At 62.1% G+C, this 18536-nt stretch carries 18 protein-coding genes; 1 reads left to right on the forward strand and 17 read right to left on the reverse strand.

Translation table 11 applies throughout. The features are described 5' to 3' along the window. Position 1: 1 nt before the first annotated feature. Genes FHS92_RS01750 through FHS92_RS01760 form a run of 3 tightly spaced genes read right to left on the reverse strand, consistent with a single transcriptional unit; the run spans position 2 to position 1644 of the window. Positions 2 to 463, reverse strand: a complete 462-nt coding sequence (locus tag FHS92_RS01750; RefSeq protein ID WP_184076957.1) for a cytidine deaminase — start codon at positions 461 to 463, stop codon at positions 2 to 4. Beyond that, complete coding sequence (locus FHS92_RS01755; protein ID WP_184076959.1) at positions 460 to 1152, reverse strand: GH25 family lysozyme; 693 nt, start codon at positions 1150 to 1152, stop codon at positions 460 to 462. The genes FHS92_RS01750 and FHS92_RS01755 overlap by 4 nt, the downstream gene beginning before the upstream one ends. Positions 1153 to 1161: 9 nt before the next feature. Further along, positions 1162 to 1644: a UPF0262 family protein gene (locus FHS92_RS01760; protein WP_184078686.1), complete on the reverse strand. Its 483-nt coding sequence runs from the start codon at positions 1642 to 1644 to the stop codon at positions 1162 to 1164. Positions 1645 to 1781: 137 nt separating this feature from the next. Between FHS92_RS01760 and FHS92_RS01765 the strand changes: the two genes are divergently transcribed. Further along, entirely contained in the window at positions 1782 to 3296 is a 1515-nt protein-coding gene (locus tag FHS92_RS01765) for a replicative DNA helicase (protein WP_184076960.1), read from the forward strand. Here FHS92_RS01765 and FHS92_RS01770 read toward each other — a convergent pair. The 14 genes from FHS92_RS01770 to nuoF all read right to left on the reverse strand — a co-directional run bounded on the left by FHS92_RS01770 (position 3293) and on the right by nuoF (position 18518). Beyond that, positions 3293 to 3580, reverse strand: coding sequence for a DUF1467 family protein (locus FHS92_RS01770; protein ID WP_184076962.1), 288 nt, complete (start codon positions 3578 to 3580; stop codon positions 3293 to 3295). The two genes, FHS92_RS01765 and FHS92_RS01770, sit on opposite strands and share 4 nt — an antisense overlap. Positions 3581 to 3586: 6 nt before the next feature. Next, positions 3587 to 5224 (reverse strand): ribonuclease J, encoded by a 1638-nt coding sequence (locus tag FHS92_RS01775; protein ID WP_184076964.1) that lies wholly within the window; start codon positions 5222 to 5224, stop codon positions 3587 to 3589. Then, positions 5224 to 5997 carry a type III pantothenate kinase gene (locus FHS92_RS01780; RefSeq protein WP_184076966.1) on the reverse strand — a complete coding sequence of 258 codons (774 nt, stop codon included), beginning with the start codon at positions 5995 to 5997 and terminating at the stop codon, positions 5224 to 5226. The genes FHS92_RS01775 and FHS92_RS01780 overlap by 1 nt, the downstream gene beginning before the upstream one ends. A 39-nt stretch (positions 5998 to 6036) precedes the next feature. Continuing rightward, positions 6037 to 6744 carry a biotin--[acetyl-CoA-carboxylase] ligase gene (locus tag FHS92_RS01785; protein ID WP_184078688.1) on the reverse strand — a complete coding sequence of 236 codons (708 nt, stop codon included), beginning with the start codon at positions 6742 to 6744 and terminating at the stop codon, positions 6037 to 6039. Positions 6745 to 6769: 25 nt separating this feature from the next. Next, positions 6770 to 8206: an NADH-quinone oxidoreductase subunit NuoN gene (gene nuoN / locus FHS92_RS01790; RefSeq protein ID WP_184078690.1), complete on the reverse strand. Its 1437-nt coding sequence runs from the start codon at positions 8204 to 8206 to the stop codon at positions 6770 to 6772. Then, positions 8206 to 9762: an NADH-quinone oxidoreductase subunit M gene (locus tag FHS92_RS01795; protein WP_184076969.1), complete on the reverse strand. Its 1557-nt coding sequence runs from the start codon at positions 9760 to 9762 to the stop codon at positions 8206 to 8208. Before FHS92_RS01795 ends, nuoN begins: the two co-directional genes overlap by 1 nt. After that, the gene (gene nuoL, locus FHS92_RS01800; RefSeq protein ID WP_184076971.1) at positions 9762 to 11831 is read right to left on the reverse strand and encodes an NADH-quinone oxidoreductase subunit L; all 2070 of its coding nucleotides are present in this window, start codon (positions 11829 to 11831) and stop codon (positions 9762 to 9764) included. The genes FHS92_RS01795 and nuoL overlap by 1 nt, the downstream gene beginning before the upstream one ends. Positions 11832 to 11839: 8 nt before the next feature. After that, positions 11840 to 12145, reverse strand: coding sequence for an NADH-quinone oxidoreductase subunit NuoK (gene nuoK, locus FHS92_RS01805; RefSeq protein WP_184076973.1), 306 nt, complete (start codon positions 12143 to 12145; stop codon positions 11840 to 11842). Beyond that, positions 12142 to 12753 (reverse strand): NADH-quinone oxidoreductase subunit J, encoded by a 612-nt coding sequence (locus FHS92_RS01810; RefSeq protein ID WP_184076974.1) that lies wholly within the window; start codon positions 12751 to 12753, stop codon positions 12142 to 12144. Before FHS92_RS01810 ends, nuoK begins: the two co-directional genes overlap by 4 nt. 178 nt (positions 12754 to 12931) lie before the next feature. Next, complete coding sequence (gene nuoI, locus FHS92_RS01815) at positions 12932 to 13417, reverse strand: NADH-quinone oxidoreductase subunit NuoI (RefSeq protein WP_184076975.1); 486 nt, start codon at positions 13415 to 13417, stop codon at positions 12932 to 12934. After that, positions 13414 to 14466 (reverse strand): NADH-quinone oxidoreductase subunit NuoH, encoded by a 1053-nt coding sequence (gene nuoH / locus FHS92_RS01820; RefSeq protein WP_184076976.1) that lies wholly within the window; start codon positions 14464 to 14466, stop codon positions 13414 to 13416. The genes nuoI and nuoH overlap by 4 nt, the downstream gene beginning before the upstream one ends. Next, entirely contained in the window at positions 14463 to 16475 is a 2013-nt protein-coding gene (nuoG, locus tag FHS92_RS01825; protein WP_184076977.1) for an NADH-quinone oxidoreductase subunit NuoG, read from the reverse strand. The genes nuoH and nuoG overlap by 4 nt, the downstream gene beginning before the upstream one ends. Continuing rightward, positions 16475 to 17017 carry a hypothetical protein gene (locus tag FHS92_RS01830; protein ID WP_184076978.1) on the reverse strand — a complete coding sequence of 181 codons (543 nt, stop codon included), beginning with the start codon at positions 17015 to 17017 and terminating at the stop codon, positions 16475 to 16477. Before FHS92_RS01830 ends, nuoG begins: the two co-directional genes overlap by 1 nt. Positions 17018 to 17171: 154 nt before the next feature. Beyond that, entirely contained in the window at positions 17172 to 18518 is a 1347-nt protein-coding gene (gene nuoF / locus FHS92_RS01835; protein ID WP_184076979.1) for an NADH-quinone oxidoreductase subunit NuoF, read from the reverse strand. Positions 18519 to 18536: the final 18 nt, after the last annotated feature.

Consider the following 18536-nt stretch of genomic DNA (forward strand, 5'->3'; position numbering starts at 1 on the left):
CTTATAGGTTTCCTGTTGACGGGTCGGATGTATGGCGCGGCTCGTGCGCCGGGGCAAGGGCCGCCGGACCAAACGCATGAGGGAGCAACGCATCCAGCATAAAACTTCGCACGTCCTGGCCGCTGGACGCACTGCAATGCACGGCAACCGGCCGTCCCGCCACCGCCTGGACCTCGGCGATCAGCTGTCGGCACCGTCCACAGGGCACTATGGGATCACCGCCGCCGCCCACGACTGCTATCGTGCAGATATCGGCCATTTTGCCCGCTGTACTGGCGCTTGCGATCGCCACCGCTTCTGCGCAGAGCGAGAGGCCATAGCTGGCATTTTCCATATTGCTGCCCAGGAAGACGGTGCCGTCGATCAGCTCCACCGCCGCGCCGACGGCGAATTGGCTGTAGGGCGCATAAGCGTGACGCATCGCGCCCCGCGCCGCATCGATCAGGGCGTTGCGGCCTGTCATGGTGCGACCACGTTCCAGTCGACAGGCCCCGATACCCCGGTCATCCGGTGCGCATCGGACGCCGTCCACATGACCCAGGGCCGTGTCGCGTAATCGGGAGGAAACAGATTTCCTTCCAGCCACAAAGTCCGGTTGATACCGGAACCGAGATCATAGGCCGCGTCAAAGCGTTCGCTTACCCGCAGCAGTGCAGGCTTCCCGCTATAGGCCTCCACCAGATTGAGCAGCGTGTTAAGCTCAGAAAGCACCGTGTCGCGACTCGGCCGGGCACCGCAGCCTTCCATGAAATCCAGCCGGATTGCCGGAGGCAGCGCCGCATTGTCGCGCGGGACGGTGGTGATGAACGACGTCGCCTGATCGCTTGCTTGCTTGCACAGGTCGAAGGCCAGTTCTGCGCCATAGCGTAGCCCCGCTTCTCGCGCGCCTGCCCAGTTCGCCGCGAAGCGGGGGTCGCGATGCGCGACACCTGTGGTGGCGCGGATATACGCAAAATCCGCCCCTTGGGTCCGCACAGTGCGCCATTCGATTTCGCCCTGCCGTTCCGACACGGAGATGCCCTGCACGGGATACCGGTCTTGCGAAGGCGTCCACCGCGTCCAAATGAACCACAATATGCCCGCGAGAGTGGCAAGGACCGCCAGGCCTGCAATGAGCAGGCGCGTCCGTGAGGGGCGACGGGAACGGCGCATATCTCTTGTTCACCCTTTGATATGCAGCACGCAGATCAGCGTGAAGAGGCGGCGGGCGGTGTCGAAATCCACGTCGATCTTGCCGTCGAGTCGCTCCTTCAAAGTCTCCGCCGCCTCGTTATGGATCGCCCGCCGCGCCATGTCGACAGTCTCGATCTGCTGTGCCGTCGCCTGCCGGATCGCCTGAAAATAGCTGTCGCAGATTGCAAAATATTCGCGGATGGGCCGACGAAAGCGGCCAAGGCCCAGGATGACCTGCTCTAGCGGGGTGCCGTCTTCCCGATCCACAGCAATGACCAGACGGCCCTCCTCGACACTCAGCCGAACCTTGTACGGCCCGGCATAGCCATCCTCGTGGTCCCGCTGCGGAGCGAAATAATTGTCCTCAAGCAGGTCAAAGATCGCGATGCGCCGTTCCTGCTCCACATCGGCGTTGCGCCAGATGATGGTCCGCTGGTCGAGCTGGATATCGATGATGCGCGGGTCTGCCATGGTCCGTCCCAGCAGTGCGGCCATGACGCGCAAAGATCAAGGCCCCCCGTGCATCCCGTCCTTGCCGCGGGTCTTATCCCCAGTTTTATCGCAACAGCTCGCTTGCGTTCCGATGCGCAGAAGAGGACAATGGCGCCATGGCCGAAGCATTGAAACTGGTAGATTCTCCCGAAGGGACAACCCGCGAACTCCCGCGCAATATCGAGGCGGAAGCGGCGTTGCTCGGTGCCTTGCTGATCGACAACCGAGTCGCCGAAGACGTGCAGATGAAGCTGCGGCCCGAACATTTCTTCGAGCCGGTGCATGGGCGGATCTACGAATCGGTGCTGAAACTGCTCGATCGCAACATGGTCGCCAGTCCCGTGACGCTGAAACCCATGCTGGATCAGGACCCAGCGCTCAAGGAGCTCGGCGGATCGGCCTATCTTGTTCAGCTGACAGGCAGCGGCGCGAGCCTCATTGGTGCGCGCGATTTTGCCACCCAGATTTATGATCTCGCCCTGTTGCGCCAGCTCGTCGGCGTGGGACGGGAACTGGTGGAGCAGGCGCTCGACACCAGCGAGGATGTCGACCCACGCGCGCAGATCGAGGCGGCCGAAGTTGCGCTTTACAAGGTCTCCGAAGGCGAAGGCGAGACGGGTTCGGTCAAGAACTTCCTCCAGGCGAGCACCATGGCGGTGCAGGTCGCCGAACGGGCGCTCAACAGCGGCGGCCACCTCTCCGGTATCACCACCGGCATCACCAGCCTTAACGAGAAAATCGGCGGCCTGCACAACAGCGATCTGATGATCCTGGCCGGTCGCCCCGGCATGGGCAAGACGTCGCTCGCCACGAATATCGCGTATAACGCGGCCTCGCGCTGGATGCGCGACGACGCCGATGGGATCGACCCGTCGAAGAACATGGGCGCGAAAACGGCTTTTTTCTCGCTCGAAATGTCTGCTGACCAGCTCGCTACGCGCATATTGGCCGAACAGTCGGGGATCAGCGGCGAAGCGCTGCGCATGGGCAAGATCAGCCGCGCCGATTTTCAGAATCTGTCTCGAGCCGCGCGCGAGTTGCAGGAACTTCCCCTGTTTATCGATGACACACCCGGCCTCACCATCGCGGCACTGCGCACGCGCGCTCGGCGTCTGAAGCGGCGGCACGATATCGGATTCATTGTCGTCGACTATCTTCAGCTTTTGCAGGGCACCGGCAAATCGGGCGATGGCAATCGCGTGCAGGAAATTTCCGAAATTTCGCGCGGCCTCAAGACGCTGGCGAAGGAACTGAACCTTCCCGTGCTCGCCCTGTCCCAGCTCAGCCGTGCCGTCGAACAGCGCGAGGATAAGCGTCCGCAACTCTCGGATCTGCGCGAATCAGGGTCGATTGAGCAGGACGCGGATATGGTGTGGTTCGTGTTTCGCGAGGATTATTATATCCAGGCGAAAGAACCCAAGCGTCCGCTCGAAGGCGACGATTCCAAGATGCACGAGGACCACGCCAAATGGGCGATGGAAATGGAGCGCGTCTACGGCCTCGCCGAACTGATCGTCGCCAAGCAGCGCCATGGCTCCACCGGCAAGGTCCGCATGAAATTCGATGCGAAGATCACCAAATTCAGCGATCTTGCCGAGGATGAATATCCCGGTGCGGGATATGAGGACTAGGATCCCTCGGGTCGGCCCGGCAAATAGCTGCTGATATCTATATCCGAGACGCCGATCCAACCGTTTACATAATTGGCGTAGAACAGTCCGAACAGCAGGAGCGCGAGGATCGTTGCCCGCATCGCCAGCCGCCCCGGTCGGAAGTTGCTCGGCGCGCTGTGCGCCTGACCCGGAACCAGCGCATCACCGGTCTGATCCGGCGTGCGCACCCCGAAAGGCAGCAGCAGAAACGCGCTCATCACCCAGAACAACAGGTAGATGGCGAGGATCGAGGTGAAGCGCATGGCCGCTTATACCCGCAGCAACAGCACGTCGACAATCGGCTTTTTGCCGGTCCATCGCGTTGCCACGCGCCGCACCGCAAGGCGGATGCGTTCCCGCAGCGCCTCTTCGTCGCCATTGCCTGTAGCCGCCGCCGTTGCGGCTTCCTCTGTCGCTTCGCTGATGAATGCCTCGCGATCCTCTTCCAGGGGCACGCCCTGAAGACGGATCGCCGGTTCCCCGGCTATCCGACCGCGCCCATCGCGTGCGACAGCGACGCTGATCTGCCCGTGCGCCGCGACCTTGCGCCGCTCGTTCATCGTAGCGCCGTCCGCCGCAAGGATGACGTCGCCATCCAGCACCAGCCGTCCGGTCGCTTCGTGCCCGATGATCTTCGCCGGGCCGGGCGCGAGGCGAACCACGTCGCCATTGCCCTGAACCACCGCATGGGGAATGCCCTGTTCGAGACCGAAGCGGCCCTGCTCGGCCATATGGCGCATTTCGCCATGCACCGGCAGCAGGATCTCCGGCCGGATCCATGCGTACATGGCGGCCAGTTCCGGACGGCCGGGGTGGCCCGATACATGGACATGCGCCTGCCGGTCGGTGATCATCGTCACTTTTTTGGCCGCGAGCTGGTTCTGCACTTTACCGATAGCGATCTCATTGCCCGGTATCTGCTTGGACGAGAATACGACCAGGTCGCCTTCGCCCAGCTTGATCGGGTGACTGTCCCCTGCGATGCGCGCCAGCGCAGCGCGTGTTTCGCCCTGCCCGCCGGTCGCGACGATCAACACGTTGCGCCCCGGCATATCCATTGCGGTATCCCAGTCGACCATCGGTGGGAAATTGCGCAGATAGCCGCAACTCTTTGCAACGGTAATGATGCGATCGAGCGAGCGCCCGGCAACGCACAGCGCGCGACCGCTCGCCTTTGCCACCTCGCCCAGCGTCTGCACCCGTGCGGCGTTGGACGCGAAGGTCGTTACCACGACACGCCCGGTGGCGGCTTTCACCACGTCCATCAGGCCGTCGCGCACATCGCCTTCGGACCCGCTGGCTTCAGGATTGAATACATTGGTGCTGTCGCACACCAAAGCGAGCACACCCTCGTCCCCGATTGCGCGCAACTGCGCCTCGGTTGCCGGATCGCCCAGCAATGGCTGATCGTCCAGCTTCCAGTCGCCCGTGTGGAAAATCCGCCCGAACGGCGTGTCGATCAGCAGTGCGTTGCCTTCCGCGATCGAATGCGCCAGCGGTACGTAGCGGAAGGAAAAATCGCCAAGGGTCAGGCTCCCCTCATTTTCCACCACGATCAGCTTGACCTTGTTGCTCAGCCCTTCTTCTTCCAGCTTGCCGCGGATCAGCCCCGCGGTAAATGGCGTCGCGTAGAGCGGCACACCCAAGTCGGCAGCGAGATAAGGGATGGCGCCGATATGGTCTTCATGTCCATGCGTCAGCACAATGCCGAGCAGGTCATCGCGCCGCTCTTCGATGAAAGTCAGGTCCGGAAGCACCAGTTCGATACCAGGATATTGCGGATCCGCGAAGGTCAGCCCCAGGTCCACCATTACCCATTTGCCGCGACACCCGTACAGGTTCACATTCATGCCAATTTCACCCGACCCGCCAAGGGCCAGGAAAATCAGCTCGTCTCCAGGTGTCATCAGTGTTGCACGCTCCGTTGGTGGATCATCGCCAGCCCCTGTATGGTAAGGTCGGACGCAATGATATCGAATATGTTGGTGTGCTCGTCGAAAAGCACAGCGAGACCGCCCGTGGCGATCACCTTGGTGGGGCGGCCGATTTCGCTCCGCATGCGCGCAACCAGTCCCTCGATCATCGCGACATAGCCCCAGAAGACGCCGATGTGCATCTGGCTTTCGGTGGTCCGCCCGATAACCGAGGCGCTCGCAGGCGCTTCGATCGCGATGCGGGGCAGCTTGGCCGCCGCAGCAACCAACGCATCCAGCGACAGATTGATGCCCGGTGCGATGATGCCGCCCTTATATGCGCCGGTATAATCGACCACATCGAATGTGGTCGCCGTCCCGAAATCGATAACGATCAGATCGTCTTGCGCCAGCGCATGCGCGGCAATGGCGTTGACCACACGATCCGCGCCGACGGACGCCGGTTCCTCGACATCCAACACGATATCCCATCCGGCCGCACCGGCGATCAGCGGATCGGCCTTGAAATATTTGGTGGCCAGCACGGTCAGATTGTGGAGGGCGCGCGGCACAACCGTCGCAATAATGACCGCGTCGACATCCGCCATGGCGAAACCTTCGATCTGCAGCAACTGGTTGAGCCAGACCGCATATTCATCCGCGGTGCGTCGCGCGTCGGTCGCGATCCGCCAGCGGGCACGGATCTGCAGCCCTTCCATCAGAGCGAAGACGACGTTGGTATTTCCCGCGTCAATGGCAAGAAGCATGGTCTATTCCCGTCCCGAAGATGCGTGTGCGGCTGCGTATCACAGCAGGAAGATGTCGGCGGCATGAATGACACTTCTTGCCCCATTCGCCAAGCGCAGGATGAGCGCCCCGTCACGATCGAGCGTCTCGAACTGGCCCTCGACCTGCGTTCCATCGGGCAACCGGGCGAGCAATGGCGACCCCGGTGGATGGGCACGGGACAACCACTGCGACCGGATCGCGTCCAGCCCGTGGCTGCGCCACAGCGCCAGCATCTGCACACATTGGCCAGCCAATTCCTCGCACAGGCTGGTGGCATCGCACATGGAAACACCCAATGCGCGCAAGCTTGTCGTCGCACGGTCGGTCAGCAGCGGGTGATGCGTGACGTTGACGCCTATGCCGATCACCACCGCATCGCCCGCCCGTTCCAGCAATATGCCTGCAATCTTTGCCTGGTCGGCCAGGATGTCGTTGGGCCATTTGATCGTGAGGCCACTGTCGGGTGCAAAATGTGTCAGGGCGGCGTGCACCGCCACGCCAGCAACGAGCGCAAGCGAGGGGGCCGGCGGGTCGCCGTCGCGCAACCGCACGAGGGTCGAGGCATAGAGATTGCCCTCGTCGCCTTCCCACTGCCGCCCCATGCGGCCCTTGCCGGACGTTTGCCGTTCCGCCCGCAGCCACACGCCTTCCGGTACACCCTCACCCGCGAGGGCGAGCATGTCGGCATTGGTCGAACCGGTTTCCCGGATCACGCGGATGTCCATCATGGAAGGCGCGGTCAGTCGAGCCTCATTGCAGCGCCGCTGCCGCCGCCGCGCTCGCCGTGTCGAGCAGGGGATTGAGCAGATAGCCGATGACGATGATCACTGCGCAGACGGCGATCAGTGCGCTCTCGATCCGGCTGCCCGCTGGCGCGTAGGCATCAGCCGGAGCATCGAAATACATCGTTTTGATGATCTTGAGATAGTAGAATGCGCCGATCACCGATGCCGCGATACCGAAGGCCGCAAGCCCGGTAAGCCCGGCGGCGACGGCCGCATCAAACACCAGGAACTTTGCCCAGAAGCCCATAAGCGGCGGAATACCGGCGAGCGAGAACATGAAGATCGCCATGGCGGCGGCAAGGCCCTTACGGCTTTGCGACAGGCCCGACAGGCTCGCAATCTCCTCAACCGGCTGGCCGTTCACGTCACGCATCTGGAGCACGCACAGGAAGCTCCCAATCGTCATGACGACATAGATGGCGAGATAGCTCATCACCGAAGCCACGCCTTCGGCCGTTCCGGCAGCGAGGCCGATCAGCGCGAAGCCGACATTGTTGATCGATGAATAGGCCAACAGGCGCTTGATGTTGGTCTGGCCGATAGCGGCGACGGCGCCGAAGATGATCGAGGCCAATGCCACGAAGATCACGATCTGCTGCCAGCTGTGCAGCGCGCTGCCCATCGCCTCCATCGCAATACGCACGGTTACACCCATCGCCGCGACCTTGGGCGCGCTGGCGAAGAATGCGGTGACGGGTGTCGGCGCGCCTTCATAGACGTCCGGCGTCCACATGTGGAAGGGCACGGCGCTGATCTTGAAGGCAAGACCAGTGAGCACGAACACAAGCCCGAACAGCTCACCCTTGGAAAGGCCATCGCCCATCGCGGTCGCGATCCCGGCAAAGGATGTGCTGCCGGTGAAGCCGTACAGCAGCGACATGCCGTAGAGGAGGATGCCGCTCGCCAGCGCGCCGAGCACGAAATATTTGAGGCCCGCCTCGGCCGAGCGGCTGTCCTGCCGCATGAAGCTCGCCAGCACATAGGCGGCAAGGCTGTTCAGTTCCAGCCCGATATAGACCGTCAGCATGTCGCGCGCGGAGACCATCAGGCCCATGCCCACCGTCGCAAACAGGATCAGCACCGGATATTCGGCACGGATCGCCCGGCCCGCCGCAAAGAAACGCGGCGCGATGATGATGGCGACAGCCGCCGAAACATAGATCAGCACCTTGCCGAAGGTCGCGAACGCGTCGGCCACATACAGGCCATCAAACGCGTCGCCGCCATGGCCCGCAATGCCCGTCAGCGATACCCCTGCCACGGCAAGCGCCGCGACCGCCAGCACGCTGACCAAGCGCGCGCTGCCGTCGCCTGCATAAGCGGCGATCAGCATCAGGATCAGCCCCGCACCGGTCAGGATGAGCTCCGGCGCCGTCATCAACAGGGAAGCGGTATCCATAATCAGTGCGCCTCCCCGGCGGCTTCATGGGTTTCGGGTGCACCATGGGTGGCGGCGTGCTGCGGCTTGCCTGCGGTTACATGCGCGTCACCGGCGGGCTTGGCGTGCGCCAGCCGCGCGACCACCGCCTGCACATCGGCCCGCATCGGACGCAGAAAGCTCTCGGGATAGACGCCCATCCACAGCACGGCGAGTGCGATCGGCACGAGCATTACCAACTCGCGGGCCGATAGGTCCGGCATCGCCCGCACGTCGTCCTTGGTCAGATCGCCAAAGGCTACGCGGCGATAGAGGTAAAGCATATAAGCCGCGCCGAGAATGATGCCGGTCGTCGCGACCAACGCCACGAGGCTGCTCGCTTCGTACACGCCCATCAGTGCCAGGAACTCACCCACGAAATTGCTCGTGCCCGGCAAGCCGACCGACGCCATGGTGAACAGCAGGAACAACAGCGCATATTTCGGCATGTTGATCGACAGGCCGCCGTAACGGTCGATCTCACGCGTGTGCAGCCGGTCGTAGATCACGCCAACGCACAGGAACAATGCGCCCGATACCAGACCATGGCCCAGCATCACCATCATCGCGCCCTCGATCCCCGCCTGGTTGAACGCGAACAGGCCCACCGTCACGATCGCCATGTGGGCCACGGACGAGTAGGCGATCAGCTTCTTCATGTCGCTCTGCACCAGAGCGACCAGCGAGGTATAGATGACCGCCACCATCGACAGGCCGAACACCAGCCATGCAAACTGCGCCGAAGCGTCCGGGAACATCGGCAGCGAGAAACGGATGAAGCCATAACCGCCCATCTTGAGCAGCACGCCCGCCAGAATGACCGAACCCGCCGTGGGCGCCTGCACGTGCGCGTCGGGCAACCAGGTGTGCACCGGCCACATCGGCATCTTCACGGCAAAGCTCGCGAAGAACGCCAGCCAAAGCCATGTCTGCACCCGCGGATCGAAATCATAGGCCATCAGCGTCGGGATGTCCGTCGTGCCCGCCTCGCGCGTCATCCACAGCATCGCGACCAGCATCAGTACCGATCCGAGCAGCGTGTAGAGGAAGAATTTGTAGCTCGCGTAAATGCGGTCCACCCCGCCCCAGATGCCGATGATCAGATACATCGGGATCAGCCCGGCTTCGAAGAAGATGTAGAACAGGAAGATGTCCTGCGCGCCGAACACGCCGATCATCAGCGTTTCCATGAACAGGAACGCCGCCATATATTCGCCGACGCGCTTCTCGATCGCTTCCCAGCTCGCCAGAATGCAGATCGGCATCAGGAACACCGTAAGGGCGATCAATGTGAGCGCGATGCCGTCGATCCCCAGCGCCCAGGCAAAACGCCCGAAGATCGGCGCGTATTCCTGAAACTGCCATTGCGCGGCGCTCGCCGACTGGTCGAAGTTGAGCCAGAGAACGACGCCCAGCGCGAGGTTGATAACCGTCGCGATCAGCGCGATCATGCGGGCCGTCGCGGCATTGCTGTAAAGACAGGCGACAGCACCCGCCATCGGTACGCCAAGCATCAGCGAGAGGAGTGGAAAGCCGTTCATTATCGTGTGATCGCCCATGTTACTGCCGCTGCCAGCCCCATCAGCATCACCAGCGCATAGGTGTAGAGATAGCCCGATTGCAGCCTGCGTGTGACCCGCCCCCCGGCGACAACCAGCGCAGCCATACCGTTCGGCCCAAAGCGATCGATGAGGCCGATGTCACCCCGCTTCCAGAAGAAACGGCCGATCGAGAAGGCGGGCTTGACGAAGATGGCGTCGTACAGCTCGTCAAAATACCATTTGTTGAGCAGGAATGCGTACAGCTCACGGAAAGTCGCAGTGAAGCGCGCTGGCCAGTCCGTATGGCGGATATAGGCGAGCCAGGCTACAGTGAGCCCTGTCAACATCACCACGAACGGTGACCACTTGACCCATTTGGGCACCTCGTGGCTGGCGTGCATGAGATGTTCGTTGAACGCGAGCGTCGAAGCGTCCCAGAATTGCGCGCCGCCTTCCGGATCGATAAACGCGCCGTGGAAGAGGAACCCGGCCAACACCGCGCCCGCCGACAACACGACGAGCGGCAGCAGCATGACCCAAGGGCTTTCGTGCGGATGATAGCCCGCCGTGCCGACGACCGGCCCTTGGCTATGCGCGTGCGACGGGCTATCATGATGACCCGCATCCTCTTCGTCCGGATGGTCATGATGATCACCATGGCCATGCGCGTCATGAACGGCGTGCTGGATATGCTCGCTACCCGCCCAGCGCGGCGCTCCAAAGAAGGTCAGGAACACCAGACGCCAGCTGTAGAAGCTGGTCAGCAGCGCCGCGAACACGCCGATGATGAACGCGGTCGTCCCCGGTCCCCCTGCCGCATAGGCGCTCTCGATGATCGAATCCTTGGAAAAGAAACCCGCGAACCCGAACAGTGTGCCGGGAATGCCAACACCGGTAATCGCCAGCGTACCCGCCGTCATCGCCCAAAAGGTGATCGGGATCTCTTTCCGCAGCGCGCCGTAATAGCGCATGTCCTGCTCATGGTGCATAGCGTGGATCACGCTGCCCGCGCCGAGGAACAGCAGCGCCTTGAAGAAGGCGTGCGTGAAAAGGTGGAACATCGCCGCGCCATAGGCGCCGACGCCCGCCGCGAAGAACATGTAGCCGAGCTGCGAACAGGTCGAATAGGCGATCACGCGCTTGATGTCGGTCTGCACCGTGCCCACCGTCGCCGCGAACAGACAGGTCGCCGCGCCCACGTAGGTCACGACATGCAGCGCCGTTTCGCTCGTTTCGAACATTGGCGACAGGCGGCACACCATGAACACGCCCGCCGTGACCATCGTCGCTGCGTGAATGAGCGCGGAAACAGGCGTCGGGCCTTCCATCGCATCCGGCAACCACGTGTGCAGGCCCAGCTGCGCCGACTTGCCGCACGCGCCGACGAACAGCAGGAGACAAAGCACTGTCATGGTGTCCAACCGGCTGCCCAGAAAGCCGATGGTCGATCCCGCCATCGAGGGGGCGGCGGCCAGAATCTCCGGGATGGAGATCGTATCGAACACCAGATAGGTCCCGAAAATCCCGAGCATAAAGCCCAGATCGCCGACGCGGTTGACGACGAATGCCTTGATCGCTGCAGCGCTCGCGGACGGCTTGCGAAACCAGAACCCGATGAGGAGATAGGAGGCTAGCCCCACGCCTTCCCAGCCAAAAAACATCTGCAACAGGTTGTTCGCCGTCACGAGCATCAGCATCGCGAAGGTGAAAAGCGAGAGATAGGCGAAGAAGCGCGGCTGATCCGGCTCTTCCTCCATATAACCCCAGCTGTAGAGGTGAACGAGCGCGGACACGGTGGTGATCACCACCAGCATGACGGCGGTCAAGGCGTCAAGGCGCAGTTCCCACATCGCATTGAAGCTGCCCGACTGAAGCCAGGTGAACAGCGGCACCGTCGTCGGCTCAGCCCCGCCTGCCACATAGGACAGGAAGATCGGCCAGCTCATCGCGCACGACGCGAACAGCGCCCCGGTCGTCACCAGCTTGGCGGGGAGCTTGCCCAGCACCTTGTTGCCCAGACCCGCGATAATCGCGGCGAGGAGCGGAAGAAGGACGATATATACGATCATGCCGAACTTCAGCCCTTCATCCGGTTGACGTCATCGACGGCAATGGTGCCGCGCGAACGGAAGTAGATCACGAGAATCGCGAGGCCGATGGCGGCTTCACCCGCCGCGACGGTCAGCACGAACATGCTGAAAATCTGTCCCACAAGATCGCCCAGGAACGCGCTGAAGGCGACGAGGTTGATGTTGACCGCCAGCAGGATCAGTTCGATCGACATCAGGATGACGATGATGTTCTTGCGGTTGATGAAGATGCCGAGCACCCCCAGCACGAACAGGATCGCGCTCACCACCAGATAATGTTGCAGGCCGATCACAGCTCCACCCCCTGCCCAACGGGCTGATTGACGTTCACCACGGCATCCTGCGGACGGCGGCGGTTCTGGCTGTCGATATTCTGGCCGCGCACCCCGGCGCGCGCCCGATGCGTCAGCACGATCGCGCCGATCATTGCGACGAGCAGAATGATGCCCGCGGCTTCGAACAGGAAGATATACCGGGTATAGAGCAGTGCCCCGATTGCCTCGATATTATGCGCATCGGTCGGCGCAGGCGCGGCGCGCTGTGCGAGTTCGATGGGTCCGGCCTGCCAGATGCCGACACCCAACAGGATTTCGGCCAGCAGCACCAGCGCGATCAGCACGCCGAAGGGGAGATAATCGACGAAACCCGCACGCAATTCCGCGAAATCGATGTCGAGCATCATGACCACAAACAGGAACAGCACCGCGACCGCGCCGACATAAACGATGACGAGCAGCATCGCGATGAACTCCGCGCCGAGCAGAACCATCAGACCCGCCGCGTTGAAAAACGCGACGATCAGCCACAGCACGCTGTGCACCGGGTTGCGCGCGAAGATCGTCAACGCTCCGGCCGCAATCATGATGCAGGCGAAGAGATAGAAGGCGAAGACGTGAATCACTGGAAATGTGCCCCCTGATCCCAAAAACCGTTCGTCCCGAGTAGCCGCTGATACCCTGAGCCTGTCGAAGGGTGAAGCGGCATATCGAAGGATCGCCGCGCCATAGCCTTCGATACAGGCCCTCGGCAAGCTCGGTCCTTACTTAGGCCGAACGGATCATATGAAAACTGACCGCCCATTAACGATACGGTGCGTCGGCGGCAAGGTTCGCGGCGATAGCGCGCTCCCACTTGTCCCCGTTTTCGAGAAGTTTGTTCTTGTCGTAGAGCAGTTCCTCGCGCGTTTCCGTCGCAAATTCGAAATTCGGTCCCTCGACGATCGCATCGACCGGGCAGGCTTCCTGACAGAAACCACAATAGATGCACTTGGTCATGTCAATGTCGTAGCGCGTCGTTCGGCGGGAGCCATCGTCACGCGGCTGCGCCTCGATGGTGATCGCCTGCGCGGGACAGATCGCCTCGCACAGCTTGCACGCGATGCAGCGCTCTTCGCCATTGGGATAGCGACGCAGCGCATGTTCGCCGCGAAAACGGGGCGAGATCGGGTTCTTCTCATAGGGGTAGTTGATCGTCGCCTTCGGCTTGAAGAAATACTTCAACGTCAGCCAATGGGCTTTGACGAACTCCCAGAGGGTGAAGGATTTGATGACGTGGGCGACGCTCATGACGCAACTCCATAGCGGGTCAGCATCAGGAACCCGGAAACGAGAAAAACGAAAAACAGCGACACCGGCAAAAACACTTTCCAGCCCAGCCGCATCAGCTGGTCGTAGCGGTAACGGGGCACGGTCGCCTTCACCCAGGAGAATACGAAGAAGAAGAACAGGATCTTCGCGAACAGCCAGAGGATGCCCGGCACCAGATAGAGCGGCGCCCAGTCGACCGGGGGCAGATAGCCGCCCCAGAACAGGATAGCGTTCAGCGCGCACATCAGGATGACGTTGGCATATTCGCCGAGCCAGTAGAGCGCGAACGCCATGGACGAATATTCGGTCTGGTATCCGGCAACCAGTTCGCTTTCCGCCTCGGTCAGGTCGAACGGTGCGCGCGCGGTTTCGGCCATGGAGGAGATCAGGAACATCACCGCCATCGGGAAGAGCAGCGGGTTGAAGCCATTACCGTTCAAAAAGCCGTAATAGCCCTTCTGGCTTTCCACGATGGTGGAAAGGTTGAAGCTGCCCGCCCACAGCACGACGCAGATCAGGATGAAGCCGATCGAGACTTCGTAGCTGATCATCTGCGCCGACGCGCGCATCGCGGAAAAGAACGGATATTTGGAGTTCGACGCCCAGCCAGCAATGACGACTCCGTAAACGCCCAGCGAACTGATCGCGAGAATGTAGAGCAGGCCAACGTTGATGTCGGAGAGGACCACGCCCGCGCCGAAGGGAACCACCGCCCACGCCATCAGCGCGACGGTGAAGGTGATGATCGGCGCGATCAGGAACAGGCCCTTGTTCGCCGCGCTCGGGATAATGGTTTCCTGCAGGAAGACCTTGAGGCCGTCCGCGAAGCTCTGGAGCAGACCGAAGGGGCCAACGACATTGGGGCCACGCCGCAACGCCATCGCCGCCCAGATCTTGCGATCGGCATAGATGATCATCGCCACCGCCAGCATCAGCGGCAGGGCAATCACGAGAATGCCGACAATCGTTGAAAGCAGCCACGCGCCTTCGTACGGCAGGCCGAGATAATCTTGGAAGAAGGCGGTCATTCCGCAGCCTCCGCAAATTCTTCACCGTGGAGCAATTCCGCCGAGCAGCGCTGCATCGTCGGGCTGGCCCGGCAAATGCTGTTGGTGAGGTAGAAATCCTTGATCGGCGATCCCAGTTCGCCCGTCGGCTTGGCGGAGAGCTTCGGCGCAGACCACGGATAGTGCACCAGTCCTTCGCTCGCCAATGCCGGGACATCCGCGAACATCTTGGCCTGCAGAGCCTCGAAGCTGTCGAACGGCAGCGTCTTGCCGAGAACCTGGCTCAGTGCGCGCAGGATCGCCCAGTCTTCGCGCGCATCGCCGGGCGGGAACACCGCCTTTTCGGCGCGCTGCACGCGGCCTTCGAGGTTCACATAGGTGCCGGGCTTCTCCGCATAGCTGGCACCGGGCAGCACGACATCGGCGTTGTGTGCGCCCGTGTCACCATGGTGACCGATATAGACCGTGAAGCTGTCACCGAAGGCGGTGTAATCGACTTCGTCCGCGCCGAGCGAGAGTAGCAGCTTCGGTTTGGCCGCCGCGATCGCCTTGATCCCGCCATCGGTGGCGTAACCCAGCATCAAGCCACCCATCCGTGCCGCCGCGAAGTGCAGCACGTTATAGCCGTTCCAGCCGTCCTTGATGAGACCCAGCGTCTCGACCAGCGCCAGTGTCGCGCCATGCGCGCCCTCCTTGGCCAGCACGCCGCCGCCCACGATCATTGTGGGGCGCTTGGCCCCGGCAAAGGCATCGAGCACGTCCTGGGGCAGCTTGCCCAGCAGGCTCGCGTCATTGCCCAGCGCCGTCACGGCATAGGTCAGGTCGAATGTCGGGCCGACGGCGAAAACCTTCGCGCCCTTCTTCACCGCCTTGCGTACCCGCGTGTTCACGAGCGGCGCTTCCCAGCGCAGGTTGGTGCCGACGAGCAGGATCACGTCCGCCGTTTCGATCCCCGCGATGGTCGAATTGAAATTGACCGCCGCAAGGCTCGAAACGTCATAGGCAAGGCCGGTCTGCCGCCCTTCGAGCATCGTGCCGCCCAGCGACGTCACCAGTTCGCGCGCGGCGTACATCGTCTCGCAATCGAGCATGTCGCCCGCCACGGCCGCAACGCTGCCCTTCGCGCTCTTGGCGACTTTGGCGATGGCGGCGAACGCCTCGTCCCAGCTTGCCTCGACCAGCTTGCCGTTCTGGCGCACATAGGGCTTGTCCAGCCGACGACGCACGAGCCCGTCGACATGGTGGCGCGTTTTGTCCGACGCCCATTCCTCGTTCACATCATCGTTGACACGCGGAAGAACGCGCAGCACCTGCCGCCCGCGACTATCGAGGCGGATATTGGTGCCGAGCGCGTCCATCACGTCGATGGAGAAGGTCTTTTTCAGCTCCCAGGGCCGCGCCTCGAACGCATAGGGCTTGGAGGTGAGCGCGCCGACCGGGCACAGGTCGACCACATTGCCGGACAGCTCGCTCTTGGCGGCATGTTCCAGATAGGTGGTGATCTGCATATTCTCGCCGCGATAGATCGCGCCGATTTCCGGCACGCCCGCGACTTCCTCGGCAAAGCGCACGCAGCGGGTGCACTGGATGCAGCGGGTCATCGTCGTCTTGACGATTGGCCCCATATATTTGTCGGTGACGGCGCGCTTGTTCTCATCGAACCGGCTGCGGCCCTTGCCATAAGCGACGGACTGGTCCTGCAAATCGCACTCGCCGCCCTGATCGCAGATCGGGCAATCGAGCGGGTGGTTGATGAGGAGGAACTCCATCACCCCTTCACGCGCCTTCTTGACCATGGGCGTGTCGGTGCGGATCGTCTGCCCCTCGGCAGCGGGCAGCGCACAGGAAGCTTGCGGCTTGGGCGGACCGGGCGCGACCTCGACGAGACACATGCGGCAATTGCCCGCGATCGACAGGCGCTCATGATAGCAGAAACGCGGGATTTCCTTACCCGCCAGCTCGCACGCCTGCAGCACGGTCGCGCCAGCAGGAACCTCGATCTCTACGCCATCTACGGTGAGTTTAGGCATCAACTAGCACCCCATTTGACTGCACGACGAAGCATTTTTTTTATCCCTGCCCCTTTGGTCAAAAATACAGCTCCACCTTTAGTGCCCGCAAAGCCATAATCGACCGATGACCAAATCTGGCGACCGGCTTCATCTTCGAAACCCCACTCAAACCGCGCGCGAGTTTTGAGCTGTAGATCATCCTCAAAATAGTAATCGCAACGAAAAGCCTTTGGCTGCATTTGGTCTGGGCCAATAGAGGCGGGACGTGTTGCGCTCAACGCCGCCCGAACCTTTTCAGCACTAAATGTGGGTGCCCATTTTTTTCCGAGAGGAGTCAACTCCCGCTCGCACGAAGCGCGAAGACGATATTGAAGAGTAACGTCGGGAGTTTCAGGCGCATCTAAACGCGATTTTTCAACTGGCGGCTTCAAGGCAAGCCAATTTGCTGACGACGTCGGCACGTTTTTCCATAGACATTGCGCCCACGCATCTTCCTTTTTCGCCGCTAACGCAGGGTTTGCAACAAACAAGGCAGCAAGGATCGGCAGGGCGCGTTTCACTCCGCCGCCTCCCGCACAAACTCGTCACCCCGGACTTGATCCGGGGTCCCGCTGCCTTTGGTTCCGCCACATGCTGACACAACATCGACGACCAAAAGCGGGACTCCGGCTTTCGCCGGGGTGACGGCGGTGGATGAGGAGAGGTTGGCGACCATCACTCCGCCGCCTCCATCATCGTGCCAGCGCCACCCTTGGCTTCCACAATACGTCGCTCGATCTCAGGGCGGAAATGGCGGATCAATCCCTGGATCGGCCAGGCGGCTGCGTCGCCGAGCGCGCAGATGGTGTGGCCTTCGACCTGCTTGGTGACTTCCTGCAGCATGTCGATTTCGCTGATGTCAGCCTCGCCGGTGCGCAGGCGTTCCATCACACGCCACATCCACCCCGTTCCCTCGCGGCAGGGGGTGCACTGGCCGCAGCTTTCATGCTTGTAGAAATAGCTGAGGCGGGAGATGGCGCGGACGATGTCGGTGGACTTGTCCATCACGATGACGGCGGCAGTGCCGAGGCCACTCCCAAGCGCCTTCAGCCCGTCGAAATCCATCGGCGCGTCCATGATCTGCGCGGCGGGAACCAGCGGCACCGACGATCCGCCGGGGATGACCGCGAGCAGATTGTCCCAGCCGCCGCGAATGCCGCCGCAATGCCGGTCGATCAGTTCCTTGAACGGAATGCTCATCGATTCCTCGACGACGCAGGGTTTGTTCACATGGCCGGAAATCTGGAACAGCTTGGTGCCACGATTGCCCTCGCGCCCGAAGCCGTTGAACCACGCCGCCCCGCGCCGCAGAATCGTCGGCGACACCGCGATGCTCTCGACATTGTTGACGGTGGTGGGGCAGCCATAAAGGCCCGCGCCCGCCGGGAACGGTGGCTTGAGGCGTGGCTGGCCCTTCTTGCCTTCGAGGCTCTCGATCTGCGCGGTTTCCTCGCCGCAGATGTATGCGCCCGCGCCGCGATGGACGAACACGTCGAAATCATAGCCGGAACCGCAGGCGTTCTTGCCGAGGAATCCCTTGGCATAGGCCTGCTCCACGGCGGCGAACAGCACCTTTGCCTCGTAGATGAACTCGCCGCGAATGTAGATATAGGCGGCGCGCGCGCGCATCGCGAAACCGGCGACCAATGCGCCCTCGATCAGCTTGTGCGGATCGTGGCGGATGATCTCGCGGTCCTTGCAGCTGCCCGGTTCGGACTCGTCGGCGTTGATGACGAGGAAGCTGGGGCGGCCGTCCTTGCTCTCCTTAGGCATGAAGGACCATTTCATGCCGGTGGGGAAGCCCGCACCGCCGCGTCCGCGCAGGTTCGACGCCTTGATGATGTCGATGATCGCGTCCTGGCCGAGCGCCAGGAGTGCCTTGGTGTTGTCCCAGTCGCCGCGCTTCATCGCTGCGTCGATGCCCCAGTCCTGAAAGCCGTGGACGTTGGTGAAGATGCGGTCCTTGTCGGCGAGCGGGCCGACGAAGGAGGGCGGGGTTGCGGGTGCCGGTGCGTCAGTCATGCGCGCGCGTCCTCGCGC

The organism is Sphingobium subterraneum (genome assembly GCF_014199435.1).
Taxonomy (GTDB): domain Bacteria; phylum Pseudomonadota; class Alphaproteobacteria; order Sphingomonadales; family Sphingomonadaceae; genus Sphingobium; species Sphingobium subterraneum.